General features: G+C 39.2%; 21 protein-coding genes and 1 pseudogene. 15 read left to right on the top strand and 7 right to left on the bottom strand.

Going from position 1 to position 25,371, the window contains the following annotated elements; translation table 11 throughout:
* Nucleotides 1-60 precede the first annotated feature (60 nt).
* Entirely contained in the window at nt 61-591 is a 531-nt protein-coding gene (locus J3U74_RS03595; RefSeq protein WP_220219256.1) for a DedA family protein, read from the top strand.
* Here the strand turns inward: J3U74_RS03595 and mscM are convergent.
* A pseudogene (gene mscM / locus J3U74_RS03590) lies at nt 588-3,128 on the bottom strand (miniconductance mechanosensitive channel MscM); the annotation flags it as partial. The gene J3U74_RS03595 and the pseudogene mscM sit on opposite strands and share 4 nt — an antisense overlap.
* Nucleotides 3,129-3,213: 85 nt before the next feature.
* The gene (gene asd / locus J3U74_RS03585; RefSeq protein WP_220219258.1) at nt 3,214-4,062 is read right to left on the bottom strand and encodes an archaetidylserine decarboxylase; all 849 of its coding nucleotides are present in this window, start codon (nt 4,060-4,062) and stop codon (nt 3,214-3,216) included.
* A 209-nt stretch (nt 4,063-4,271) separates the two neighbouring features.
* Between asd and rhaB the strand changes: the two genes are divergently transcribed.
* From rhaB to rhaM, 6 genes are all read left to right on the top strand, one after another.
* Entirely contained in the window at nt 4,272-5,684 is a 1,413-nt protein-coding gene (rhaB, locus tag J3U74_RS03580) for a rhamnulokinase (RefSeq protein WP_267328741.1), read from the top strand.
* 39 nt (nt 5,685-5,723) lie between these two features.
* The gene (locus tag J3U74_RS03575; RefSeq protein WP_267328742.1) at nt 5,724-6,977 is read left to right on the top strand and encodes an L-rhamnose isomerase; all 1,254 of its coding nucleotides are present in this window, start codon (nt 5,724-5,726) and stop codon (nt 6,975-6,977) included.
* 10 nt (nt 6,978-6,987) lie between these two features.
* Nucleotides 6,988-7,809: a rhamnulose-1-phosphate aldolase gene (rhaD, locus tag J3U74_RS03570; RefSeq protein ID WP_267328743.1), complete on the top strand. Its 822-nt coding sequence runs from the start codon at nt 6,988-6,990 to the stop codon at nt 7,807-7,809.
* Between the two features lie 60 nt (nt 7,810-7,869).
* Entirely contained in the window at nt 7,870-8,904 is a 1,035-nt protein-coding gene (rhaT, locus tag J3U74_RS03565; protein ID WP_267328744.1) for an L-rhamnose/proton symporter RhaT, read from the top strand.
* Nucleotides 8,905-8,928: 24 nt separating this feature from the next.
* Nucleotides 8,929-10,083, top strand: coding sequence for a lactaldehyde reductase (gene fucO, locus J3U74_RS03560; protein ID WP_267328745.1), 1,155 nt, complete (start codon nt 8,929-8,931; stop codon nt 10,081-10,083).
* Between the two features lie 89 nt (nt 10,084-10,172).
* Nucleotides 10,173-10,487, top strand: a complete 315-nt coding sequence (rhaM, locus tag J3U74_RS03555; RefSeq protein ID WP_267328746.1) for an L-rhamnose mutarotase — start codon at nt 10,173-10,175, stop codon at nt 10,485-10,487.
* A gap of 42 nt (nt 10,488-10,529) precedes the next feature.
* Here the strand turns inward: rhaM and J3U74_RS03550 are convergent, their stop codons facing one another.
* Both J3U74_RS03550 and rhaS read right to left on the bottom strand, forming a co-directional pair.
* Nucleotides 10,530-11,384 carry a helix-turn-helix domain-containing protein gene (locus tag J3U74_RS03550; protein WP_267328747.1) on the bottom strand — a complete coding sequence of 285 codons (855 nt, stop codon included), beginning with the start codon at nt 11,382-11,384 and terminating at the stop codon, nt 10,530-10,532.
* 30 nt (nt 11,385-11,414) lie between these two features.
* Nucleotides 11,415-12,239 carry an HTH-type transcriptional activator RhaS gene (gene rhaS, locus J3U74_RS03545; protein WP_267328748.1) on the bottom strand — a complete coding sequence of 275 codons (825 nt, stop codon included), beginning with the start codon at nt 12,237-12,239 and terminating at the stop codon, nt 11,415-11,417.
* 316 nt (nt 12,240-12,555) lie between these two features.
* Between rhaS and J3U74_RS03540 the strand changes: the two genes are divergently transcribed.
* A complete protein-coding gene (locus J3U74_RS03540; RefSeq protein WP_267328749.1) occupies nt 12,556-13,356 on the top strand; it encodes a DUF1266 domain-containing protein in 801 nt (266 codons plus the stop codon).
* Nucleotides 13,357-13,441: 85 nt separating this feature from the next.
* On the opposite strand, the gene J3U74_RS03535 is transcribed toward J3U74_RS03540, so the two are convergent.
* Complete coding sequence (locus J3U74_RS03535; protein ID WP_220219268.1) at nt 13,442-14,248, bottom strand: helix-turn-helix domain-containing protein; 807 nt, start codon at nt 14,246-14,248, stop codon at nt 13,442-13,444.
* Nucleotides 14,249-14,657: 409 nt separating this feature from the next.
* Between J3U74_RS03535 and J3U74_RS03530 the strand changes: the two genes are divergently transcribed.
* The 3 genes from J3U74_RS03530 to J3U74_RS03520 are packed head-to-tail and all read left to right on the top strand — an operon-like array spanning nt 14,658 to nt 18,824.
* The gene (locus J3U74_RS03530) at nt 14,658-16,226 is read left to right on the top strand and encodes a hypothetical protein (protein ID WP_220219269.1); all 1,569 of its coding nucleotides are present in this window, start codon (nt 14,658-14,660) and stop codon (nt 16,224-16,226) included.
* A 20-nt stretch (nt 16,227-16,246) separates the two neighbouring features.
* The gene (locus J3U74_RS03525) at nt 16,247-17,602 is read left to right on the top strand and encodes an MFS transporter (RefSeq protein ID WP_267328750.1); all 1,356 of its coding nucleotides are present in this window, start codon (nt 16,247-16,249) and stop codon (nt 17,600-17,602) included.
* Between the two features lie 37 nt (nt 17,603-17,639).
* A complete protein-coding gene (locus tag J3U74_RS03520) occupies nt 17,640-18,824 on the top strand; it encodes a carbohydrate porin (RefSeq protein ID WP_220219271.1) in 1,185 nt (394 codons plus the stop codon).
* A gap of 225 nt (nt 18,825-19,049) precedes the next feature.
* Here J3U74_RS03520 and J3U74_RS03515 read toward each other — a convergent pair whose 3' ends face one another.
* Complete coding sequence (locus J3U74_RS03515; RefSeq protein ID WP_267328751.1) at nt 19,050-20,468, bottom strand: sodium:proton antiporter; 1,419 nt, start codon at nt 20,466-20,468, stop codon at nt 19,050-19,052.
* Here J3U74_RS03515 and J3U74_RS03510 point away from each other — a divergent pair.
* Complete coding sequence (locus tag J3U74_RS03510) at nt 20,467-20,604, top strand: hypothetical protein (protein WP_267328752.1); 138 nt, start codon at nt 20,467-20,469, stop codon at nt 20,602-20,604. The genes J3U74_RS03515 and J3U74_RS03510 overlap by 2 nt on opposite strands.
* A gap of 1,368 nt (nt 20,605-21,972) precedes the next feature.
* Here the strand turns inward: J3U74_RS03510 and J3U74_RS03505 are convergent.
* The gene (locus J3U74_RS03505; protein WP_220219274.1) at nt 21,973-22,839 is read right to left on the bottom strand and encodes a helix-turn-helix domain-containing protein; all 867 of its coding nucleotides are present in this window, start codon (nt 22,837-22,839) and stop codon (nt 21,973-21,975) included.
* Nucleotides 22,840-23,098: 259 nt separating this feature from the next.
* On the opposite strand from J3U74_RS03505, the gene fsa reads away from it, so the two are divergent.
* The 3 genes from fsa (at nt 23,099) to J3U74_RS03490 (ending at nt 25,299) form a co-directional block, all read left to right on the top strand.
* Nucleotides 23,099-23,761 carry a fructose-6-phosphate aldolase gene (fsa, locus tag J3U74_RS03500; RefSeq protein ID WP_267328753.1) on the top strand — a complete coding sequence of 221 codons (663 nt, stop codon included), beginning with the start codon at nt 23,099-23,101 and terminating at the stop codon, nt 23,759-23,761.
* A gap of 149 nt (nt 23,762-23,910) precedes the next feature.
* A complete protein-coding gene (locus tag J3U74_RS03495) occupies nt 23,911-24,699 on the top strand; it encodes a siderophore-interacting protein (RefSeq protein ID WP_267328754.1) in 789 nt (262 codons plus the stop codon).
* A 15-nt stretch (nt 24,700-24,714) separates the two neighbouring features.
* Nucleotides 24,715-25,299 (top strand): ACP phosphodiesterase, encoded by a 585-nt coding sequence (locus J3U74_RS03490; protein ID WP_267328755.1) that lies wholly within the window; start codon nt 24,715-24,717, stop codon nt 25,297-25,299.
* Nucleotides 25,300-25,371 lie beyond the last annotated feature (72 nt).

The following is a 25,371-nucleotide window of genomic DNA, read 5'->3' as shown; positions in this document are numbered from 1 at the left end:
TACACGGTTTAATATGTTAAAATGAGGCATCGTTAACAATATTTTAATGCAACTAAACTTATGTCAATACATGAAATTACCCATGAAATCATGCAGTTTATTCAACAACACCAAGTCTGGGCTTTGCCGATTATCTTTCTATTAGCTTTTGGTGAGTCATTGGCGATTATCTCTTTACTGGTGCCGGCAACTGCAATTTTATTAGGTGCCGGTGCACTGGTTGGCGCTGGTGTTATGTCATTTGTTCCGGTGTTGATTGTGGCATCGTTGGGCGCCATTTTTGGTGACTGGCTCTCTTACTGGTTAGGTAAACATTATCATCAGCAAGTGATCAACGCATGGCCACTGAATAAACACCCAAAATTAGTTTATCGAGCCGAACAGTTTTTTGCTCGTTATGGCACATTTGGCGTTTTTATCGGTCGTTTTTTTGGACCATTACGGGCATTAGTACCACTCATCGCTGGTACGATGCATATGCCAGCGACAAAATTTAATTTGGCTAATGTCACCTCAGCGCCGATTTGGGCTTTTGTGTTACTTGCCCCCGGCGCTTTCGGTATGCGTTGGTTAGAAACCCTATTTGGTTAAATGGTGCCAACGGTATAACTGCGACGCCCACTTTTGCGACCAAGCGCTTCTAAATTGGTTTGCAATGGTGGGAATGGTAATGTTAAATGGTGACGACGATACGCCTCGAGTATCAATTTATGTATAGCGCTACGTAGTTGCATGCGGTGCCCCATTTCAGCAGCAAAAACACGTAACTCAAATAACTGAATACCTTCTTGAATATCAACTAAAAATACTTGTGGCTCCGGATCTTTAAGCACATATTCACACTCATCAGATGCTTGCTGTAATAGTTTTATAACCAGTTCGCTATCTGCATCAATGGTTGCGGGAATCGTCAGTACAATTCGGGTTATGGAATCCGATAGCGACCAGTTGACGAGCTGTTCAGTAATAAACGCCTTATTTGGCATCACAATCTCTTTGCGATCCCAATCAACAATAGTAATGGCACGGGTGCTAATTTTGGTAATGTTACCGGTTAAATCACGAATAGTCACGGTATCACCAATACGTACCGGCTTTTCAAATAGAATAATTAGGCCTGAAATAAAGTTAGCAAATATTTCTTGAAGACCAAAACCTAAACCAACACCTAAGGCGGCAATAAGCCATTGTATTTTAGACCAATCAATACCGATAAATGAAAAAGCAATCATGCTACCAATCATTAAAATAATATATTTAGAAACGGTCGATATGGCGTAACTGGTACCGGGCGCTAAATCTAAATGCTGTAATATGCCCAGCTCTAAAAGTGCCGGTAAGTTTTTAACCAGTTGAATGGTAATTGTCATCACTAAAATCGCAATAAATACCGCACCAAGGGTAATATATTGTTCCGCTTCTGTTCCATTAACAATAATCGTCGTCCCCCACAATTTAATGTTATTCATAAAGGCGAACGCTGAATGGAGTTCTGACCAAAGCAGTATCATACTAATGAGAGCAATTAACATAATAATAGATCTCACTAATTGTAACGACTGAGCACTAATCACATCCAAATCGATAACAGGCTCATCGACACCGTCATTATTGACCTGAGATAACTCTTCTTCCTGACCTTTGGCTCGTTGCATTCTTTCTAGCCGGCGTTGTTTGGTGCGTTCAAATTCAATTCTACGTTTTTGAATCCACATCCAGCGACGAATCATAAAATAGATAACTAACAGACCAAACCAGATAATCACCGAGGCTTCAAGACGCCCCAATAAAACCTGTGCGGTAGATAGATAACCTAAGCAAGCGGCAATAATGGCTAACCATGGAGCACTTAATAAGATAAACCATAAAATATGGCTTAATAAATTATCACCACAACCTTTTTTATCAATGTAAAGTGGTACGCCGGCACGATGAATTGAGTTAGTCATAAACACTAATGCAAAGCATAAAATAATAAATGCAGTGCGACCAATCGTTGCGGCAAATTGACGGTTATTAAACTGATCAAAACTCATCACAATCATAACTAACGGAATCACGACCCAAACCGAAAGTTGGTAATATTTCATTGCTTCACGGACATTTCGTTTTGACCAGCCGAAATGAGTAATAAACAGCCCATTTTTAGCGGCGAAATGGGCAGTAATGATAAACACCCATAAAATAGGCGCAGCGGCATTAACCCCATAACCCAAAGCGACAGCGACAGGATAATCCCAATTAATTTGCAAGGCATAACCAAATACCGCCCACAAAATCGGGATAGGTAATGCCATAATTAAAGAGTAAATAATCACTTTTAAGGTTAACGAATAACTATCTTGCGTCACTTTACCCACCCGTGAAGCTGATTTGTTTAAAAATTCGTAATATTTATTGCGCATCTTGAAGTGGGTAAACACAAACAGTAGCGACAAAACCAATAAAAAGAGTGGTTTTGGTGCCGTCAATACTTCACTACTGGCGTTATAGAGTTGGGTTAACGTATCAATTGAAAAAATGACATAAACCACATCTTTAGCAAGATTGACCGGAAAGTTTAGCGAAATAGGGTTGACATCAGCTACCCAGAAAAAGTAGCGGTGTGCTGCCTCGTTCACTTCATCAATGGCATTGGTCAGTTGTTTGTTAGAAATCTTTAATTTAGTGAGTTCAAGAATCGTGGTATCGGTACCGGAAATTAACGTCTTAAGAAGCTCACTTTGTTCACGAAGTAGCCGTCGATATTGGCTGGCAATTTTTACATTAGCTAATGAGCCGTTTAATGTCGGGTAGTTAGCTAATGCTGATAAGGTATTAGTGTAATTAAGTTGCTGAACTTTAGCTTCAGCAATTTCGGCATCTAAAGGCTGTGATTTTGGTTTTTCCGGAAGGCGCAATAATTGTTGACGTAAGGTTTCGCCAAGCGCTGTTGAAAAACTTAACCACTCGCCTTGTTCAGCTAAGGTTGCTAGCGTATTTTGAACATGCGAAATTTGCGTGGTGATGTTGTTTTGTTCATTAATAATGCTGGTTAAGTGAGTCTTTTGGTACTCCAAATTTTGTCGAAGATCATCGTTTTTTTCATTCAATTCATTAATAATAGCAGAAAGTTCATCTTCATTATTAATTACCAACATACTCTCTTGAGCAACAGCAATGGATGAAAAGAGCAGGAACAAACAACATAAAAAACCACGCATTGACATAAAGTTAGATCCTTTCTGCTAATTTTTGACCCACACGAACTTGATCACCAATTTTAAGATGACTGTCAAATTCAATGGCGTTTGAAGCAAATAATGTAATCACTGTTGAACCAAGTTTGAAACAGCCCATATCTTCGCCTTTTGACAATTTCACCTCGCCCGAATAAGTCCAGCGTTTCATAATTCCGTCACGTGGAGGGGTGATTAGGCCTTCCCAAGCAACTTCAATACTTCCAACAATGGTTGCGCCAACTAAAATTTGAGCCATAGGTCCAAAATCGGTTTCGAACAGGCAAATCACACGTTCGTTACGAGCAAAGATATTCGCAATACATTCAGTGGTTGCTTTACTGACCGAAAATAGCGAACCGGGCACATAGATCATCTCCCGTAAAGTTCCGTCACACGGCATATGAAAGCGGTGATAGTTTTTGGGCGATAAATAAGTGGTGGCAAAAGCGCCATTTTTAAAAAACTTAATCATGTCAGGATGACAGGCAAGCAGTGAATCTAACGTGTAAAAGTGCCCTTTTGCTTGTAACAATAAATTGTCTTGAATTGTACCAAATTGGCTGATAACTCCGTCAGCCGGCATAACCACTGAATTGGTTGAAGCATCAATAGGGCGAGCATCTTGTTTTAGTTCACGAGCAAAGAAATCATTGAAGGTTTTATACTCTTTGACATTGCTGATTTGAGCTTCACTCAAATCGATTTTATACAGCTTACTAAAGCCTTGAATCATCCACGTTGTCACGATGCCCAACTGTTTTTTTGCCAGCCAACCAAAAATAACGGTTAACATCTGTTTAGGAAGAAGATACTGAATCATTGCTTTTAACTGATTTAACATAGAAAACTCTCAAATTAGTTTAGTAATATTTCATTATAACAATATTTATAACGAATGTATAAAATGCCCTTAAATCGACAATTTGTGCGTTAGATCACATAGATTTTAAATATTTTGCCAATAAGTGCAAAACAATGGCAATCGATTAAAAGTGTCACTCACATTAGTTTTCTAAACTGTGCTCATTACCAATAATGAGGATAGATTTAATGGCAATTCGATACGTTGCTGCAATAGATTTAGGCGCATCAAGCGGCCGTGTAATGTTGGCAAGTTTTGATCAGCAAACGGAAGATTTAACGCTGAGTGAAATACATCGATTTAGTAATGGATTTAAAGCGATAGATAAACATTACTGTTGGGATCTGAATTATTTAGAGCAAGAAATATTAAACGGCTTAAGCAAAATTGTTGAGCAAAATATCAAACTTGACAGTATCGGGATTGATACATGGGGAGTGGATTATGTCTTGCTTGACTGCAACGGCGAGATTGTTGGACCAACTTATGCCTATCGCGATCATCGTACTGATAGCGTTATGGAACAAGTTCAAGCTGAATTGGGCGCCGAGGCGATTTATCAAAAAACCGGCATCCAGTTTTTAACCTTCAACACTCTTTATCAACTAAAAGCCATGATGAATGAAAATCCGTCATGGTTAGCACAAGTGACCGATTTAGTGATGATCCCCGATTATCTGATCTATCGTCTTACCGGCAAACTTAACCGGGAATACACCAATGCAACAACAACCCAGTTAGTTAACGTCACCCGTCATGATTGGGATGATGAATTACTGAACTATCTTGGTTTACCCCGTAAATGGTTTGGTGAAATTACTATGCCGGGTAATCAAGTCGGCACTTGGAAAAGCCCCAAAGGCGATTCGATTCCGGTGATTGCTGTCGCCAGTCATGATACCGCCAGCGCAGTGATTGCCGCACCAATCAACAATCAGAATAGTGCTTATTTGTGTTCGGGCACTTGGTCATTAATGGGCATTGAATCATCACAACCTTTTACTAAGCCGCACGCTTTAAAAGCCAACATCACCAATGAAGGGGGCGTTAATGGCGCTTATCGGGTATTAAAAAATATTATGGGACTATGGTTATTTCAACGCGTTTGCGCCGAACACCAAATAAATGATATTCGCTCATTGATTAAGCAAGCTGAGCAACAACCCGCTTTTAAACATGTTATCAATCCTAACGATTCCAGACTATTAAACCCAGAATCCATGACTGAAACCTTAAAACAACTCTGTCATGAACATAACGGTCTTAAGCCGCAAAGCTTAGCAGAACTGGTTCGCTGTATTTTCGATAGTTTAGCGCTGTTATATCGGGAAGTCCTAACCGAACTATCAAGCTTAATAAAACAGCCTATCCAAACGTTACATATCGTTGGAGGAGGTTGTCAAAACGCATTTTTAAATCAGCTATGTGCTGATCTTTGCCAAATTAGTGTTACTGCCGGACCGATTGAGTCATCTGCACTGGGTAATGTTGGTTACCAACTCATTTCTTTAGGTGATATTGCGGATGTTAAACAGCTACGCCAAATCATCACGCATAATTTTAAAACTGACATTTATTATCCCCGCAACATGGCTAACTAATTAATTAACATGATTTTATATTGAATTAAGGAGCATCAAATGAGTGAAGTTGAAAAGGCATATCAAATTGCCAAAAACCGATTTGAGCAGCTAGGTGTCGATACCGATGCCGCAATCGCCGCAATGGCAAGGCTACCGATATCGGTGCATTGCTGGCAGGGCGATGATGTCGCCGGCTTTGAAAAGCAAGAAGGTGAATTAACAGGCGGCATTCAAGCAACCGGCAACTATCCGGGTAAAGCACGTAATGCCGATGAGTTAAGAGCTGATTTAGATAAAGCCTTTAGCCTGATCCCGGGTCCCAAAAGATTAAATTTACATGCATGTTATTTAGAGGCTGATCACAAAGTCGATCGTAACGAAATTAAACCGGAACATTTCGCTAATTGGGTAAATTGGGCGAAACAACAGCATATTGGACTTGATTTTAACCCAACTTACTTTTCGCATCCTCTAAGTAATGAAGGTACGTTAACCCATGTCGATGATGAGATTCGCCAGTTTTGGATCGATCATGGTAAAGCTTGCCGTAAAATCTCAGAATATTTTGGCAAAGAGCTTGGCACCCCTTCGGTGATGAATATCTGGCTACCGGACGGCATGAAAGATATAACCGTCGACAAGTTTGCGCCTAGACAACGTTTAGTTCAAGCCATTGATGAAATCATCAGTGAAAAACTTGATCCCAAATATCATATTGATTCGGTTGAAAGCAAACTATTTGGTATTGGGCTTGAGTCTTATACTGCCGGATCAAACGAATTTTATTTAGCCTATGCAACTTCACGTAAAACGGCGCTATGTTTAGATGCCGGGCATTTTCATCCAACCGAAGTGATTTCAGATAAGATCTCCGCAGTAATGCCGTTTGTTGAACACTTATTATTACACGTCAGCCGCCCGGTTCGTTGGGATAGCGATCACGTGGTTTTATTTGATGACGAAACCCAAAACATTGCCAGTGAGATCATCCGTAACAACTTATTCGATCGCGTACATATTGGCTTAGATTTCTTTGATGCCTCAATTAACCGTATTGCCGCTTGGGTGATAGGTACCCGCAATATGAAAAAATGTTTATTAAAAGCCCTGCTTGAGCCGACCGAAAAACTCAAACAGTATGAACGTGAACGAGACTTTACCTCAAGACTTGCGCTTTTAGAAGAGCAAAAATCGTTACCATGGCAGGCGGTTTGGGATAAGTATTGTCAATTAAACGACGTACCTGTCGGCAGCCAATGGCTCGAAGAAGTACGTCAATATGAAACAGCGGTATTAAGTCAACGTAAATAAGGTGAAAACAATGCAACAGATTCAATCTTCTTGGTTTGTCCAAGCAATGGTAAAAGCGACTTATGATATGTGGCTAAAAGGTTGGGATGAACGTAACGGCGGTAATGTCAGTTTAAGATTATTAGAAAGTGACATAATTTCATTCCAAAACGACTTTTATGCTAATCCTCGCCATGAATCATTAACGCAAGATGTGAGCAAATTAGCTAACCAATATTTTATTGTCACCGGATCGGGTAAATTCTTTCGTAATGTCATTTTAGATCCTGCCGACACGTTGGCGGTGGTCAAAATTGACGAACAGGGCAAAGGTTATTACATCATGTGGGGACTGGTAAATGGTGGCTTACCTACCTCAGAGCTAGCGGCTCACTTGCAGTCACATATCGTGCGTATTGAACACAGTCAGGGTAAAGATCGGGTAATTATGCATTGTCATGCAACCAATCTTATTGCTTTAACTTATGTGCTTGAGCTTGATACAGCGGTGATTACTCGCTTGTTATGGGAAATGAGTACGGAATGTTTAGTTGTCTTTCCCGACGGTGTGGGCGTGGTTCCATGGATGGTGCCCGGCAAAGACGAAATCGGCTACGCAACTGCCGGACAAATGGCGAAACACACGCTTGTGTTATGGGCATTTCATGGCGTCTTTGGCACCGGCGCTACATTAGATGAAGCCTTTGGTCTGATAGATACCGCTGAAAAGTCTGCTCAAATACTGGTCAAAGTCTTATCAATGGGCGGCAAACGCCAAACTATCACTACTGAACAATTTAAGTTATTGGCACAAAGGTTTGATGTCAAACCAATGCAGGAGGCGTTGCAGTAAAAAAGCTGTTTTATCAAAAGATAGATGTCATTATCTTTTAATAAATATAAGGATACAGATATGAGTAGTTCAATTATTTTAGGCATTTTTTGGCACTTTATCGGTGCCGCTTCTGCCGCCTGTTTTTACGCTCCACTAAAAAAAGTCAAAAATTGGTCTTGGGAAACGATGTGGTCAATCGCCGGTATCTTTTCTTGGATCATCCTTCCTTGGTCGATTAGCTATTATTTGCTCCCGGATTTTTTTGGATACTACGGCTCATTCGGTTTTGATACTTTACTTCCGGTGTTTTTATTCGGCGCTATGTGGGGCGTTGGTAATATCGGTTATGGGCTAACCATGCGTTATTTAGGTATGTCTATGGGCATAGGTATTGCAATTGGCATTACCTTGATTGTTGGCACACTGATGACGCCGATTATACAAGGTCAATTTGGTGAACTCATTGCCTCAACCGGCGGCAAAATGACCCTGCTTGGCGTTGTTATTGCTGTTATTGGCGTTGCGATTGTCACTTATGCCGGATTACTAAAAGAGAAAACCCTTGGGGTACAAGTTGCCGATTTTAACTTGAAAAAAGGGCTGTTACTTGCTGTGATGTGTGGGATTTTTTCTGCCGGCATGTCATTTGCCATGAGCGCCGCTGTCCCTATGCATAATAAAGCTGCTGAACTGGGGGTTGATCATCTTTATGTCGCCTTACCTAGTTATGTCATCATCATGGGCGGTGGTGCAATTATTAATCTGGGCTTTTGCATTATACGCCTTTGCTACCAACCTGAACTCTCCTTTAAAAAAGATATCGCTATTGCCAAATCGTTACTAATCAGTAATGCCTTGTTCGCCATATTAGGCGGTGCAATGTGGTACTTCCAATTTTTCTTTTATGCTTGGGGACATGCCAATATCCCGGCTGATTATGGCTTTATGAGTTGGATGTTACACATGAGTTTTTATGTGCTATGTGGTGGCATTGTTGGATTGGTATTAAAAGAGTGGTTTGGCACCGGTAGTAAACCTGTGCGTATATTGTGTCTGGGTTGTTTGGTGATTATTGTTGCCGCCAACGTGGTTGGTTTAGGCATGGCAAATTAAATAAATAGTTAAAGGAAAAACATTATGTCTTATCGCATGATTCTGAACGAAACGTCTTATTTTGGTGCTGGCTCAATCAGCCATATTGTTGATGAAGTGAAAAAACGGGGTTTTAAAAAAGCGCTTGTCGTCACCGATAAAGATTTAATTAAATTCAATGTCGCCACTAAAGTCACCAAATTATTAGATGACAACGGCTTTGATTATCAAATTTTTGATGAAGTGATACCAAATCCAACGATCGGCATTGTTCAAAAAGGGGTAGAGGTTTTTAAAACGTCGGGAGCAGATTACTTAATTGCTATCGGTGGCGGTTCACCGCAAGATACTGCTAAAGCCATTGGTATTATTATCAATAACCCGGAATTTGCTGATGTGCGAAGTTTGGAAGGGGTCGCGCCAACCAAAAAGCCTGCCGTCCCGACCATTGCCATACCGACAACCGCCGGCACAGCGGCCGAGGTAACCATTAACTATGTGATCACCGATGAAGAGAAAAAGCGTAAATTTGTCTGCGTCGATCCGCATGATATACCCGTTGTGGCAATTATTGATTCAGACATGATGGCAAGTATGCCAGCAAGCTTAAAAGCGGCAACCGGCGTGGATGCATTAACCCATGCGATTGAAGGTTATATTACAAAAGGTGCTTGGGAGCTGTCAGATATGTTTCATCTAAAAGCGATTGAAGTTATTTCACGCGCTTTACGTGATTCGGTAAAAGGTATCGCTAAAGGGAGCGAAGATATGGCTTTAGGGCAATATATTGCAGGTATGGGCTTTTCAAATGTTGGATTAGGCTTAGTACACGGTATGGCACATCCGCTAGGCGCTTTTTATGGCACGCCACATGGTGTAGCAAATGCAGTACTATTACCCCATATCATGGCTTACAATGCTGATTTTACCGCGGATAAATTCCGTGATATCGCTAAAGCAATGGGCGTTACCGGCACGGACAGCATGACAACCGAACAAGCCCGAGTGGCGGCAGTTAATGCGGTAAAACAGCTTAATGAAGATGTCGCTATCCCCGCCACTTTAAAAGCGATCGGCGTTAAATTGGAAGATATACCGGCGCTGGCGCAAGCGGCTTTTGATGATGTGTGCACCGGTGGCAATCCACGGCAAGCAACTGTAAAGGACATTGAACAATTGTATCTTGCCATTTATGAATAACCATTAGCAAATGAGCACGCTTGAAACAGACCGATACGGATTAATTGGTCTGTTTCATCAGCAAAAAAATCCAACAAAAAGGAGTTGTCATGATAAGAAAAGCCTCAATTATGCAAGTTCATCCCGACAAGCATGCTGAATATAAAAAACGTCACGATGAAATATTTCCGGAACTGGTTAAAGTGTTAAAAGACCACGGTGCGCACAACTACTCAATTTTTCTTGATAGTAAACGCCACCTACTTTTTGCTTATGTTGAAATCGAATCAGAAGAGCGCTGGCAAGCGGTAGCACAAACTCAAGCTTGTCAAAAATGGTGGGCATTTATGCAAGACATTATGCCGAGTAATGCAGACAATAGCCCGATCAGTGAAGCGCTCACTAGCGTTTTTTACCTCGAATAAAGTTAACTCTCTTTCATATTGATGAAAGAGAGCTGACATAAATCAAACCTGTTTTAACTTATCTTGAAATCGAGACCGATAGATAGACGGTGTTTGCTTCAACTCTTTTTTAAACACAGCCGAAAAATAGTTACTATCGTTATAACCGCACTCAGCAGCGATAAGACTGATTGAAAGCTGGGTATTACGAAGTAAAGACATGGCTTTACATAACCGGCATTTTTGCAAATACTCATTAATGGTCATACCGGTTTGACTTTTAAATAAACGACTCAACGAACGTGCGGCAATATTGTATTGTTTGCAAAACATCTCTAAATTAAACGCACTGGCAATACTGTTATGTAATACCGTAAATAAAATATCTAATTGATGCGTCGCCGTAGGTGACTGCTCATTAGGCTGTTGTTTAATGCGATCTAATAAAATAACCAGCTGTAAAAATAGCGCTTCAGATAAGTGGATTGACGCCGGGTTATTTTTTTGCGACTCGATAGTTAATTGATCAATAAGTGGAGAGACCTGCTTTATAAAAGAAGGATGAATACGCCATATTCGCTCAGTATGTTTTGCCGTTTGTTTAGGTAAATAATTCTCAATAGCTGAAGATAAAAACAGCTGATGCCTTAAATATAAAATATTAATCAACTTTAAGTTGTTCACCGATTCATATCCGTGAATATCACTTGGATTAATATACAAAATATCACCGCTGGTAATCGGATAGATATAATCATTCCAATGATGTAAACCATTACCCGAACAAACAATCACAATTTCATTAAAATCGTGAAAGTGGAGCGGAAAAGGTTGTTGATGATCTCGCTTTTCGACAGTAACAGTATTCATCGGTGAAATAAAATAGTCTTGTTTGTATAAACGTAAATACTTCTCCATAAATCTGTTCCTGACCTAAAAATGACAGCACTAATGATAACGCTTATCGGGATCTTTGCGTAGCGTTTGTGGTGAAAAATTAAACTCATGTTTAAAACATGTTGAAAAATAAGCGCTATCATTAAAACCACACTCCTGTGCAATTGTGGTTATGGACTTATCGGTATCAATGAGTTGAGTATAAGCATCGGCTAAACGTAATTTAATTAAATACTTTTGCGGAGTGATACCTATCTCATTTTTAACATGGCGATGAAATGACCGTAACGATAACGAAAACTGCTGCGTCACTTTTAGCCAATCAATTGGATCTTTAAAATGAACTTGCAAATAACGCAGCAGTTGCTTAACCCGATTATCGCTTGACCCGCTGCCTTGATTAACATACTGATTTTGCTTAAACAGAATGAGCAGTTGTAAGAACAGGCTTTCTTGATAAGCACTCGACTCATCGTTCATATGATTGAATTGCTGAAGAATATATTGAATATTTTGATCACACTTCTTATCAAAAAAATAGTGCGAGTGGAGTGGATCATGTTGTGGTATCAACTGATGAATGCCATTTATAAAATTAAAGCTACTGGGATCTCGAAATAAAATATTGGTGAGATGTAAATTGTTCACATTTTCATACAGATGACAATCTGTTGCATGAATATAAAACATCATGCCCGGATAGAGATCAAACAATCGCCCATTCAAAATATGCTTACCGTAGCCGTTGGTGACAATGACAATCTCGTTAAAGTTGTGAGTATGCTCAGGGTAGACAGGTTGAGGCTCTCGAGGTTCAACAGTGATCTTTTGCTCACTAGATGAAAAAAAATCTTTATCAAGTAACTTCTGTATCATGGCGAACCTCATTTTTTTTAAAACTTACAACCACCATTTTAAAAAGTAAATCAAACTCACACCTTTAATATTTGGACAGCTAACCGAATATTTTGGCTATAAATTATAGCTGTACGTGAATTTTTATTAAAAATGTGCGAAGCTTCACATTTTTAAAATCACTTCGTTAACACAAATCAGCAATAGCTAAATTAACACAAAACCGCTTAATTTTTTATAGAATAAAAAATACTCATATTTCATCTTGTTGAAGGCTATTATTTATGATACTTTTTATCCACTTTATTTGACTTATATTAAAAAAGAAGACGTTTACATGGAAATCTTAATTGTTATTCTGATATTTTTGGTAGTCCTGCTTGTAAAATACAATAGAGTCATTACAATCCTCATTAAAACCCTAAGACACAAACCCTTTCCTCAAAATACCAACAAACCTGAACAACTGACAATCGACCAGCAAAATGCGCTATCTGCTGGGCTAATTATTGCTGAACAGCACATGTTTTGTTGGGATAGCTTAGAAAGTGATGCCCGAAACTCCGGTAAAACAGAGCAGAAATATCGTTTAGGTACAGCTTGGGATGTGTTTTCGCCTCAAAGCGCAGTTGAATGCTTATCCTCTTTTGGGTCATTTCACAAAATTGTTAATAGCGCGATAGAAATTTATCTTAATGTTCCTAAAGAACAGTGGCAAAGTTATATTAATGACCAAATCCCGGAAGATTATCGTGAAATTATTTCGGTTTATTGCTCAAGGTTAGATCAAGTATCTGCAATTTTAATTGAAAACAAAGTCGCCGAAAATCAGGAAGAAGTGCACCAAATTTTACTTCGAGGCGCTATTGCATGGGATTTAGGCCGCATTGTTTATATTGCCAGAGCAAGCTATATTGCGGGCTATATCAACAAAGAACAAGCATGGCAAGCGATTAACTCAGTCTTACCTGTTGTTAAAGAACATTTTGCCAATTGGAAACAATTTGGTCAAAGTTATATGCTGGGTCGTGCCGTATATCAGCCTGATGATGCATCGATTCCGGGCTTGTTTGATATTTACACACAAGCGACCACTTCTGAAGATAGTCCATGGCTAAAATACCCATTAAATAACTAATTTATTGCTTGTGACAGTGTGAACTGTCACAAGCACTCAAATACATTCTAATCTTCATTCAATATTCAACCATAATAAATAAAAGTTAATTAAATTTCCGCTCTTCTGACGGCGTAATTCCAAAGGTCTTTTTATACAGAGTGGTAAAGTGAGTACTATTAATAAAACCGCAAAGTAATGATATTTCGGTAATAGTCATATCACTTTCTCGAATCTTTAATCTTGCTGACATTAACCTTAATCGTTTGATGTAATTTTCCGGCGTTAATCCGGTAGCTTGTTTAATATGCCTAAACATGGTTCGTAACGTTAAATGAAAACGTTGAGCAATATCATGCCAATCATATTGATCAAAGCAGTTTTCTTGTAAATGATTAAGGAGCAAATGCAATTTATAGCGAGTATTATTTTTTTGTGCTTGTCCTTGCGATTGATTGATAATCGTGATGAGTTTAAAAAAAAGATATTCACGCACCGCTAAAGGTGTTTCTAAATTAAAGAGCTGGTCAATCACCATATTACATTCTTTGCGTAAAGTGGGGGTAAGCCAGATATAAGAATTTAAATCACTTGCGGAAATAGGATTTAAGAGATTTTCGATTTTATTTAAAAACACAAAATTACGATTAGGGTTAATCAGTACATTGGTTAACTTCAATGTACCTAAATCGTCATAAAAATGGTAATCATGACCACGCACTAAAAACACATCGCCTTGTTGAATAAATAGCGGTTTGCCATTAATCACATGTAAACCATGCCCTTGTTCGACTATCACAAGCTCGTCAAATTCATGATTATGTTCAAGACTATTTCCTTCCGGATCACTTTTATAAAGCGCTAATTTATCAGATTCAGAATTAAAATAGGTGGCAATTTTTAAAGTATTCATCGTGTCAGTCCTAAATTTTAAATTAATCTTAAAAAAGTGATGATTGAAAATATTCAATTTAGTTAACCGTTAATCGCTTAGCTTAAATCGCCTCATCGCTGGTTATCATCCTGCTCTTAGCCTGTTAGCGGATGAGTAAATAAAAAATATTGCTGATGATTTATCGCAACAGTTTGAAATTAAAAACGATTATTCTGGTTATTGATGGTTGCAAAATGCAATTTTCAATCCTTTTATTAACACAATAAAGTAATCGACTTTTAGATAAAAAATAATAATTCCAAAAATGTGAACTTCCTCTACCTAATCTTTTTGCTGCTGCCATTTATCCTGCCAATCTGGCATTAACAAGGTGGCTGGGTTAATTCGGGCATGGCTATACTTTTAACTCTATTTACAGGAGGAATGTATGGCACAAGAGATACAGAAAAATGATCATGTCGTTATGGTTAAAGATAAATCTTTCATTGCAAAAGCCGAAAAGTTATTGCCCACTCTTCATCACAAAGCTATTTACCCGCAAGACATTATTACACTAATTCAAGACCCTACCGCTATTTATGGTTGGTCGGCTAAAGTGGTGAGCAGTGCACATGAGTATTTCACAAAAGCCTTTCAATCGGGTGAGAGTTTTATTATTGATTTTGGTCAACACGCAGTGGGTTATTTATCGTTTTTGTGCCAAAGCGTTGGCAGTCCACCCGATGCGCCAGCGCATATCAAGTTCACTTTTGGTGAAACGCTGTGTGAAGTGGCTGAACCTTTTAGCCAATATCAAGGCTGGTTAAGCAAAAGTTGGTTGCAACAGCATGATGAATATATCGATATTTTACCGGCCAAGGTCGACCTAACGCGCCGTTATTGCTTCCGATATTTAAAAATTGAGGTGGTTTCCTTGTCGCCAAAATATCAGATTAAATTTCAAGATATCACCTTAAATACCGTCAGCTCAGCGCCGGATAATTGTGTCATCTATCAAAGTAACGACCCGCAGTTAGCAAAAATCGATAAAGTTTCAGTGCTGACACTACATAACTGTATGCAAGAGGTGTTCGAGGACGGTCCAAAACGTGATCGTCGGTTATGGTTAGGTGATTTACGGCTGCAAGCGCTGGTTAATGATGTCACATTCAAACAGTATGATTTAGTGCGCCGATGCTTATATCTGTTTGCCAGTCATCGCCGTGAAGACGGTATGGTATCGGCCAATATTTTTGTTAAACCCGATATTATTGCTGATGATACCTTTCTATATGATTATTCGCTTTTTTATGTCGATGTGCTTTACAACTATTTTCTGCAAACACACGATGAACAGACCGTTAAAGAGCTATGGCCAATTGCGCTAAGACAGATCGAAATCGCTCTCGAACGCTGTGATAAACATGGCTTAGTGACCGATAGTGATGATTGGTGGTCGTTTATTGATTGGCATGAAGCATTAAATAAACAAGGGGCTTCACAAGGGGTGTTAATTTACTGCGTTGATAAAGCCCTGCGGTTAGCTCAACAGTTGCAACCGGCGATAACCGCTAGCCTACAACAAACGCTCGATCACTTAAAGCAGGCGGCAAGAACATTATGGGATGATAAATCGGGTTTTTATGTCAGCGGTGCCGATCGTCAAGTGAGCTATGCAACGCAAATTTGGATGATTTTAGCTGAGGTTGATGATTTACCACAGCAACAAACATTGATGCGCAATCTGCTCAATTCTCCTCCTGCAATTAATATGAATACCCCATATCTGCGTCATCACTTTATCGCTGCCCTTTTCAAAACCGGCATGCAACAGCAAGCAATCGATGAGATCAAAGCCTATTGGGGAAAAATGGTTGATTATGGCGCAGATACATTTTGGGAGCTCTTTGATCCACAAAATCCAAGCTATTCGCCTTATGGTAGCAAAATCATCAACAGTTATTGCCACGCATGGAGTTGTACACCGGCATGGTTTATTCGTCAGTATTCTCTTTAAATCGATAAAAGGATTCAAACATGGTCAGTTCAGTATTTAAATTATGGCGACAACGTATAGGCTACGGAATTGCCGATCTCTCTTGTAATTTAGTCTGGCAATTAATATCGCTCTATTTAATGTTTTTCTATACCGATGTCATGGAGCTACCTGCTTACTATGTCGGTATTATGTTCTTAGTTACCCGTCTGGTTGACGGGGTAGCCGATGTCTTAATGGGGCTGGTTATTGATAACACCTCAACCCGTTGGGGGCGTTGCCGTCCATGGCTTCTTATTGGTGCCGTGCCGTTTGGACTATTATGTATATTGGCTTTTTACGTGCCGGATTTTGGAACAACCGGTAAGCTTATTTATGCCTTTATTACCTATTTGTGCCTGTCATTTATCTATACGGTTGTGAATATTCCTTTTTGTGCGATGTTGCCATTTTTAACGGCCGATTCATTAGAACGTACTACACTTTCATCAGTAAGAATCCTGCTCGGATCATTAGGCTCAACCATTGTCGCTGTGGCGACACTGCCGTTGGTGAAAAGCTTAGGACAGGGTAATCAAAATCAGGGCTTTTTATATACTGCCATTATCTTTGGTGTGATTGCCACTTTCTTTTTAATTGTCAGTTTTAAAAACGTGGAAGAGAAGATCACCATAAAACAAGAGCGCATGACGCTAGCTCGAGCTTGGCAAGGTTTAAAGGACAATACACCATGGAAGATTTTTGCCTTTAACATCTTTTTGATGTGGGGGGCATTTTTTTTGCAAATGGGCGCATTAGTTTACTATTTTAACTATTATGTGCAAAATCCGGAGTTAACTGCTGTCATTGCCGGTATTTCGACCTTTGTGCCATTAATCGGAACCTTGACCGTCCCTCTGTTAGCTAGCTATATGAAAAAACGTCATATCTATCTGTTTTCCAGCACAATCAACCTTATCGGTATGGGCATAATGATTGTGTTTGATGTGAATCAAATCGGTTTGATTGTCGGTGCGGTAGTGTTATCTATTGGCGCCGGACAACGAACAGCAATCTATTTTTCAATGCAAGCTGATCCGGTTGATTATGGTGTATGGAAAACCGGTATTAACACTGCGGGCATTTTAACCTCGATTAACGGGTTTTTAGGCAAAGTCGCCATGGCGGGTGCTGGCGCTATCACCGGCTTTTTGCTCTCATCCGGTGGCTATACCGCCAATGCCGTACAAACCCCAAGCGCACTGTTTGCGATCAAACTTTGCTATCTCTACCTCCCGGCAATTTTAATTATCGCCTCAATGTTTTGGATCGGTAAGTTTTACAAACTCGATGATATTTATGCCTCAATTTGTAATGAGCTTGAAGCAAGACGACAAATTAATGCAGATAAATCATAGTTGGACATGTTATTTAGTAATCTATAAGGAAAGGTCTATGAAGTTAAAAATAATGGTAGGCGTCTGTTGTTTATATTCCGCATCAACTTTAGCAGCAATCGAATGGCAGACAGAGCAAGGCACACTAAAATTATATGGTGATGTTGAGTTTAATATTGATGCGGCAAGTAAAAAACATCAATTAACTTCGCTTAAAACAACGGCAAAAAAGGATTTTGATGCGAAAGACGGCGATCGTTGGGATATTAATGGTCGAATCTTAATTGGTTTAGACGGTAAACGAGAGCTGGCAAATAACGCTTATGCCGGATTTTCCGTTCAGCCACTGGCTGACTTAAGTGGCAAAGTGAATTTAGATGATGCAAGCTTCTTCTTTGGGCATAAACAAGATTGGCAGATCAAAGTCGGACGCTTTGAAGCTTATGATATGTTCCCATTAGGGCAAGATACGTTTATTGAATATTCGGGCAATACCGCCAATGATCTCTATAGCGATGGATTTGGCTATATCTATATGATGAAAGAGGGACGAGGGCGCAGTAGTACCGGCGGTGCTTTAGAGTTAGCCAAACAATTCGGCGATTTCAATTTTCAAATCAATTCAATGGTAAAAGACGGTACAACGCTGTTTAACGATAGTACCTACCATGGCTATAAACTACGTAAAGAAAAAAACGTCGTCTATTTACGACCGGTTATCGCTTACAACAATGGTACCATTTCAGCAGCAGCGGCGGTTGAGCATAATGTTGTGAGCAATGCTTACCGTTATTATGATGAAGTTAAAGATAAATGGTTAGATCAATCTAAACGTACCGGCTATGGTTTAACATTTAGCTGGAACAGTGAAGGTGATTTTAATCAATCGGCGCAAGGCTTATTGATTAATTCCAGCTTGGCATATTTAGATGCTGAGCAAGAAAAAGATTTTACCGCAGGCTTAAATGGTGTTTGGAATAACATTGGTCTGGGTTATATTTTTGCCGCGAATGATATTAAAACGTTTAATCCTAACTATAAAGATAAAAGCGGAATATCAACCAAAGGCAAATATAAAATACATACTATCAACGCCTCTTATTTAATCCCAAATGTGATGGAAATGGATAATTTTAATCTTTATCTAGGGACTTATTGGTCACATCTTGATCGGGATAAAAAGCAAGGCGGTGATAGCGATAATCGCTATGGTGCAAGATTGCGATTTAAATATCTATTCTAAGTAAATCTCACTAAATTAACCAATTAATTCACACAGCAAGGTCATAATTAAACCGGCCTTGCTTTATGCTTTAATTTGCAGCATACGATTGGTTTTAAGGGCTTATTCAAAGCAAGCCGGAAAAGGATTGTGTTGCCTAAGGATGTAACATTTCGATCCCACCAACAAGTAACTATGGATTAGCTTAACTGTGATAGCCGTAAACTAACCCATTATGCCGATTGATTAAAAAAATATCAGATGATTAACGATAAACACTGGTATTAAAATCGCCACTGACCATTTCATATAACCGAAAAAGCCGGGCATGGCGATGTTGTTTTGGCTGGCAATGTTTTTCACCATAAAATTAGGGGCATTGCCAATATAGCTCAGTGCGCCCATAAATACTGATCCCATTGATATGGCTAACAGTGTGTTTGTCAGCGTGGTCATTAACATTGGTGCATCGCCGCCGGCTAGGTTGAAAAAGACCAAATAAGTCGGAGCATTATCTAAAAAGCCGGAAAGCAACCCGGTAAACCAAAAATACATTCCATTTATTGGCTCGCCTTGTGACGTATTGACCAGCGAAACCAGTGAAGCTAAAGCGCCGTTATTGCCTGCCCGTAAAATAGCCAGCATCGGAACGATAGTGATAAAAATGCCGATAAATAATTTTGCCACTTCAATCAGTGGATCCCAATTAAACTCATTACCCGCTCGCACCTGCTTTGGCGTGATACGGATTGAAACAAGGGTAATAAGAATAAAGAATAGATCCCGTATTAAGTTTGACAGTGTGATATGGGCACCTAAAATTGTAAAACTGATAGACGATTGCCAGATGCCCGAAACCAATACATTAGCAATAATCGCCACTAATAACAGCAAATTATTTATGCCATAAATTTTCGTTGGCTCTTTGCTTTTAGCGGTCATCGTCGTTGCTAATTTGCCATACTGCCGACAAAAATAGTGGCGATCAATCATATAATAAATCGCTAATAATATTGCTGTAGTTAGCCATACCGGCAGTAACATATGTTTGACTGTCCAACTAAAGCTTACGCCTTTTAAAAAACCAATAAATAAGGGTGGATCGCCTAATGGGGTTAATCCGCCGCCAATGTTTGCCACTAGAAAGATAAAAAAGATAATGGTATGAACGGTATATTGGCGCTCTCGATTGGCTCGAATTAAAGGACGGATCATTAACATAGCCGCCCCAGTTGTGCCCATGATCGACGCTAGCAAAGTGCCCAGCGCCAATAAGCCAACATTGAATTTAGGGGTACTTTTCATCGGGCTTTTAACTAAGATACCACCGGACACGGTAAACAGTGCCAGCAGTAACAAAATAAACGGAATATACTCTTCTAATATGGCATGGGCGGTTAAGTAAATCGTTGATTGTAGACCGAATGAAAACAGTGCGGAAACTAAAAATAGCAACGTCCAACCGCAAATGATTTTACCATAATGGTGATGCCATAATTGCGGTAAAAAAAGTGGCATTAAAGCAATCGACAACAAAATACCAATAAACGGCACGCCCCAAAATAACGATAATGAATCACCATTAAATTGTGCCGCATAAAGATCAAATGGCATAAACAGTAATAACATAATTGGTAACAAGGAGCGGTAAATAGGCTTTTTCATGGCATTGTCAATTGGCTTAAAAGGGCAAAATTATAACAAATCCGAATTGATTTATCGAATAGTTATCAGTGAGCTAAAAGAGCCGGTTGATCAAATGATAGGTAAACTTGTGAGCTGTTTAATCACTCACCATTAAAATCGATATAACCTGTTTATCATTGCGCCAATCGGCTGTCAGTGGTTTAACTATTTAGTCATACAGGCATGATGTAATTTATTACTTTTAATTGGCTTCACAGCATAAAACACTATTTTTATACTAAAACACCTATATTTTCTGAAAGTTCTTGGCAGGATTTACCAACGATAATTTAAAGTTTCTTGCTTGATTGTCTAAACTGTTTTCACCTTTGTTAGTTTAATTCAAACAAGTTGTTAGCTTAGGTTGGTGGATATTCTTTATACTAAAACGCAGGTATTTTCTGAAACTTCTTGATAAGATTTATCAACGACAATTTAAAGTTCCTTGCTCGTTTGCTTAAACTGCTTTCATCTTTGTTAGTTTAATTCAAACAAGTTATTAGCTTAGGTTGGCGGGTATTTTTTGCTAAAACATTGGTGTTTTCTGAAACTTCTTGACAAGATTTATCAGCAACAATTTAATTGTCTTGCTTGATTGGCTAAACAGCTTTCACCTTTGCTAGTTTAATTCAAACAAGTTGTTAGCTTAGGTTGGCGGGTATTCTTTTTGCTAAAACGTTGGTGTTTTCTGAAACTTTTTGACAAGATTTATCTACGATAATTTACAGTTTCTTGCTTGATTGCCTAAACAGCTTTCACCTTTGCTAGTTTAATTCAAACAAGTTGTTAGCTTAGGTTGGCGGGTATTTTTTTGCTAAAACGTAGGTATTTTCTGAAACTTCTTGATAAGATTAACCAACGACAATTTAAAGTTTCTTACTTGATTGCCTAAACTACTTTCGCCTTTGCTAGCTTACTTCAAGTAAATTGTTCGCTTAGGTTGGTGGATATTCTTTATACTAAAACGCAGGTTTTTTCTGAAACTTCTTGGCAAGATTTATTTGCAACAAGTTAATTATCTTGCTTGATTGACTAAACAGCTTTCACCTTTGCTTGTTTAATTCAAACAAGTTGTTAGCTTAGGTTGGCGAGTATTTTTTTGCTAAAACGTAGGTATTTTCTGAAACTTCTTGATAAGATTAACCAACGACAATTTAAAGTTTCTTACTTGATTGCCTAAACTAATTTCGCCTTTGCTAGCTTACTTCAAGCAAATTGTTCGCTTAGGTTGGTGGATATTCTTTATACTAAAACGCAGGTATTTTCTGAAACTTCTTGACAAGAATTACCAACAGCAATTTTAATTTTCTTATTTGATTGCTTAAACTGCATTCACCTTTGCTAGCTTAATTCAAGCAATTACATTGCTTCGAATGGTTGCTGAACAATTGTGATAAGCGTCAATACCAACAAGGTAAAACACAGCTTAACTATTTAGTAGGATACCGACGAACGTAGCAAAAATAGCGAAGTGAAAAGACAACTATTTTTGCAATAATTTACTGTGATATTGGCGTCGGTATTCGGTTGGTGAGCGTTCGGTCTGTTTTCGGAAAATTCGGCAAAAATAGTTACTGTCTTTAAATCCCGATGCTAAAGCGACCTCTTTGATATTGAGATCATACTCTTTAAGCAGCGATTTAGCATATTCTAATCGAATATAGTTAAGATATTCATTCAATCCCATTTTTCCTTCCCGTTGAAACAAGTGAGATAGATAGTTGGGCGAAATATAAAATAAGTTTGCCAGCACATCACGGCTGATATCTTCGCGAAAATGGCTATCAATATAGCTTCGAATCGCTTGAAATAAGCTGGTTGTTTTGGAGCTAGTTTTTACATCGGCATTGAGTAAATCTAATGTATCGCTCAGTAAGCTTTGAATCAGAAAATAGGCGGTTTGATTTTGTACAGACGGTTGATTATGCCAGGTTAGCTCTGCCAGTGATTGCAGGATAAAAGTGCCGATGCGAGGGCCTCGTCTGGGCAGGGTAATTTGGCTATAAGGCACTGCATCGCTACCGTCCCAACGGGTTAAACTCAGGCAAATTTGTTGTTTATCATACAAAATACTTAAGCTGGTGCAGGCACTGGTCTTTAACGGTTTATACCAACTATGTGCGGTAATATAGAGCAGATCGTCAGTCGATAAGGTTTTTTCAATTCTATTGCCGTCATTATCTGCCCACTGTATCAAAAGTTTGCCCGCTAATACGATCTCAATTTTCGGCACTTCGGTTTGGTAAGCGTGTAAAGGTTTCGCTTGCGCTTTATTGGCAAAGTAGCGATGTTTGATCTGCTGTGCGCAATTGACATAATCAGCTAATATTTGATTGATATCTTTCTTCATATGGCTAAACCGTAAATGAATCAAGCAATGAATAATGACAATTATATAATTTTGTTATCTTGATTAAAAACGATAAAAAACGATTTTCATTGGCGCTATTTTACCGTTTAATTTATTGTGTGATCTGGATCGCAATTTTTCATTGAGCGTACAAAAATCCAGTAAAGATCAACATTGTCATCTAGGCTAACAGTTCACTATTTTTTACCATGCTAACTATCCATTGACTAATGAGAAAAATGTTAATTAGGAGTGACGCATGGAATTATATTTAGATACCGCAGATGTTAATGCGATTAAACGTTTAGCCGCAATTTTACCGATAAAAGGGGTGACCACTAATCCCAGCATTGTAGCAAAATCAGGTAAGCCAATTTTTGAACTGTTAACTGAGCTACAAGATCTGTTAGGCACCGATAAAGTACTGTTTGCTCAAGTACTTTCAAGTGATGCTAAAGCAATGATAAAAGAAGCTGAACAGCTCAGAAAAGTGGTGCCTAATATTGTGACAAAAATTCCGGTCAATGCTGAAGGTTTAAAAGCGATTAAGGCGTTAAGCGAACAAGGAATTGCAACATTAGGCACGGCTGTTTACGGCGCCGGACAGGGCTTTTTGGCGGCATTAGCCGGGGCAAAATATATTGCTCCTTACGTTAACCGAATCGATGCACAGGGAGGAAACAGCAAAGATACCGTGCAGGAACTGCAAAAACTGCTGGATTTGCATTGCCCGGAGTCAATCGTTTTGGCGGCCAGTTTCCGAACACCAAGACAGGCATTAGATTGTCTGTTATCCGGCTGTCAAGGCGTTACTTTGCCGGTCGATGTCGCTGAGCTGTTTATTTCCGATCCCGCTGTTGATGCGGCTATCACCAAATTTGAACAGGATTGGTGTAAAGCTTTTGGCGCCTTAACTTATTGATGTTTATCACGAGATATAGCCTATTTAACTGCTTACAACGTTAAATGGGCTTATCTGATTTTCCGATTAAAAAGATAGCATCTTATCGAATGAATTTGGGGTATGATAGTTAAATCAAGTTGATTAACTGAAAATAAGGAATGTCCGTTATGCCAAAATCTTCTACAAGGACTATCGTCAATGCGCTTTTAACGGTATTGAAGGTTGAACAGCTATCAAAAAGTTATTTACGACTCCATTTTCGTTGTGAAAAACCGCTGGAAGTGGACCCTTTATGGATTTGCCCGCATGTCAAATTGCTATTTGCCGAACCGACAACAGGTGAGATTACTTTTCCTAAGCTAGATGAAAATAATAAGATTGTTGTTAACGATAAGATCCGCAAACTTGCCCGTAGCTATAGTATCCGCCATTATGATGCTGTCACTAACCAATTAGTGATCGACTTTGTCATTCACCCAACCGGACTGGCATCGGTTTGGGCTCAGCAGGCTAAAGCGGGGGATCAGATTGGTCTTGTTGGTGCAGCAAGTAAACTTGCTTATCATCAACAAAATTTAGTTTTAATTGGTGATGTGTCAGCCGTGCCAGCTATTAGCTACACATTGGAAAATTTACCCGCTCAAGCAAAAGTACAGGCTTTTTTAGCGGTGAATGATAAAAGCGATATTTTGCCCTTGTCTTTCAGCGCTGATTTTAAAGTCACTTGGTTGGTGGCTAATTCTCATCAACCCGATGAGTTTATCGAAGCGATAAAAGGTGCCAATATCCCCAATAGTTCTGATCTGTTTTTTTGGGGGGGAATGGAGTGCAATTTAGCTCGACTTATGCGGCAAACGCTTAAAGATATATATCGTGATTTATCACCGGATGCGATACATATGATCAGCTATTGGCGAGAAGGTTATGCGGAAGGGGAGTTTAAACATCGTGATTAATCCGTTATTTACGTAATGAATATTTTAGCTCACTTACATTTAGCCACCTTGGCTAATAGTTCGTTAATTGGTAATACCGTTGCCGATTTTGTCAAAGGTGATCCCTATTTGGCGTATCCTAAGACGATTGCTGACGGCATTATCTTGCATCGAAAAATTGATAGTCTGATTGATAGCTTGCCGGAAGTGCAACAAGCCAAACAGCTCTTTTGCTCGCCGCATCGGCGTGTAGCGCCAATTGCTCTGGATATTGTCTGGGACCATTTTTTATCAAAATATTGGGCAAAATATGGGCTTAGTATCAGTGTGTCGGAGTTTAATCGATATGCTAAACAGCAGATACAACCCTCTATCAGTGCCTATCCTAGCGAATATCAACATTTTATGCATGCAATGTGGCGAGAGGAGTGGTTGGTAAATTATGCGTCGCTCGATTTTGTTGCGCAGGTATTAACTGGCATGGCGTCAAGAAGACCAAAATTAGCAAGTCTGCAAGACACCATTATCGATATTGGTCAACACTACGACGCATTAGCCTCGCTATTTTTTCAGCTTTATCCGAAAATGTGTGACCATATTAAGCTATTGTCAGCCCGTTAAATTTAATGCTATCGGTCTAAGCTCAATAAAGCTGAGTAAAACTGAGTAAAACCGATAGCAAAGCGTGATGTC

The sequence above is a fragment of the Gilliamella sp. B3892 genome (assembly GCF_026536305.1).
Taxonomy (GTDB): Bacteria; Pseudomonadota; Gammaproteobacteria; order Enterobacterales; family Orbaceae; genus Gilliamella.
This window is presented reverse-complemented; position numbering and strand designations above follow the sequence as displayed.

Coding starts and splice junctions, on each gene's coding strand:
- J3U74_RS03595 (WP_220219256.1), top strand. CDS start 61: ATGTCAATACATGAAATTACCCATGAAATCATGCAGTTTATTCAACAA.
- asd (WP_220219258.1), bottom strand. CDS start 4,062: ATGTTAAATCAGTTAAAAGCAATGATTCAGTATCTTCTTCCTAAACAG.
- rhaB (WP_267328741.1), top strand. CDS start 4,272: ATGGCAATTCGATACGTTGCTGCAATAGATTTAGGCGCATCAAGCGGC.
- J3U74_RS03575 (WP_267328742.1), top strand. CDS start 5,724: ATGAGTGAAGTTGAAAAGGCATATCAAATTGCCAAAAACCGATTTGAG.
- rhaD (WP_267328743.1), top strand. CDS start 6,988: ATGCAACAGATTCAATCTTCTTGGTTTGTCCAAGCAATGGTAAAAGCG.
- rhaT (WP_267328744.1), top strand. CDS start 7,870: ATGAGTAGTTCAATTATTTTAGGCATTTTTTGGCACTTTATCGGTGCC.
- fucO (WP_267328745.1), top strand. CDS start 8,929: ATGTCTTATCGCATGATTCTGAACGAAACGTCTTATTTTGGTGCTGGC.
- rhaM (WP_267328746.1), top strand. CDS start 10,173: ATGATAAGAAAAGCCTCAATTATGCAAGTTCATCCCGACAAGCATGCT.
- J3U74_RS03550 (WP_267328747.1), bottom strand. CDS start 11,384: ATGGAGAAGTATTTACGTTTATACAAACAAGACTATTTTATTTCACCG.
- rhaS (WP_267328748.1), bottom strand. CDS start 12,239: ATGATACAGAAGTTACTTGATAAAGATTTTTTTTCATCTAGTGAGCAA.
- J3U74_RS03540 (WP_267328749.1), top strand. CDS start 12,556: ATGGAAATCTTAATTGTTATTCTGATATTTTTGGTAGTCCTGCTTGTA.
- J3U74_RS03535 (WP_220219268.1), bottom strand. CDS start 14,248: ATGAATACTTTAAAAATTGCCACCTATTTTAATTCTGAATCTGATAAA.
- J3U74_RS03530 (WP_220219269.1), top strand. CDS start 14,658: ATGGCACAAGAGATACAGAAAAATGATCATGTCGTTATGGTTAAAGAT.
- J3U74_RS03525 (WP_267328750.1), top strand. CDS start 16,247: ATGGTCAGTTCAGTATTTAAATTATGGCGACAACGTATAGGCTACGGA.
- J3U74_RS03520 (WP_220219271.1), top strand. CDS start 17,640: ATGAAGTTAAAAATAATGGTAGGCGTCTGTTGTTTATATTCCGCATCA.
- J3U74_RS03510 (WP_267328752.1), top strand. CDS start 20,467: ATGGCATTGTCAATTGGCTTAAAAGGGCAAAATTATAACAAATCCGAA.
- J3U74_RS03515 (WP_267328751.1), bottom strand. CDS start 20,468: ATGAAAAAGCCTATTTACCGCTCCTTGTTACCAATTATGTTATTACTG.
- J3U74_RS03505 (WP_220219274.1), bottom strand. CDS start 22,839: ATGAAGAAAGATATCAATCAAATATTAGCTGATTATGTCAATTGCGCA.
- fsa (WP_267328753.1), top strand. CDS start 23,099: ATGGAATTATATTTAGATACCGCAGATGTTAATGCGATTAAACGTTTA.
- J3U74_RS03495 (WP_267328754.1), top strand. CDS start 23,911: ATGCCAAAATCTTCTACAAGGACTATCGTCAATGCGCTTTTAACGGTA.
- J3U74_RS03490 (WP_267328755.1), top strand. CDS start 24,715: ATGAATATTTTAGCTCACTTACATTTAGCCACCTTGGCTAATAGTTCG.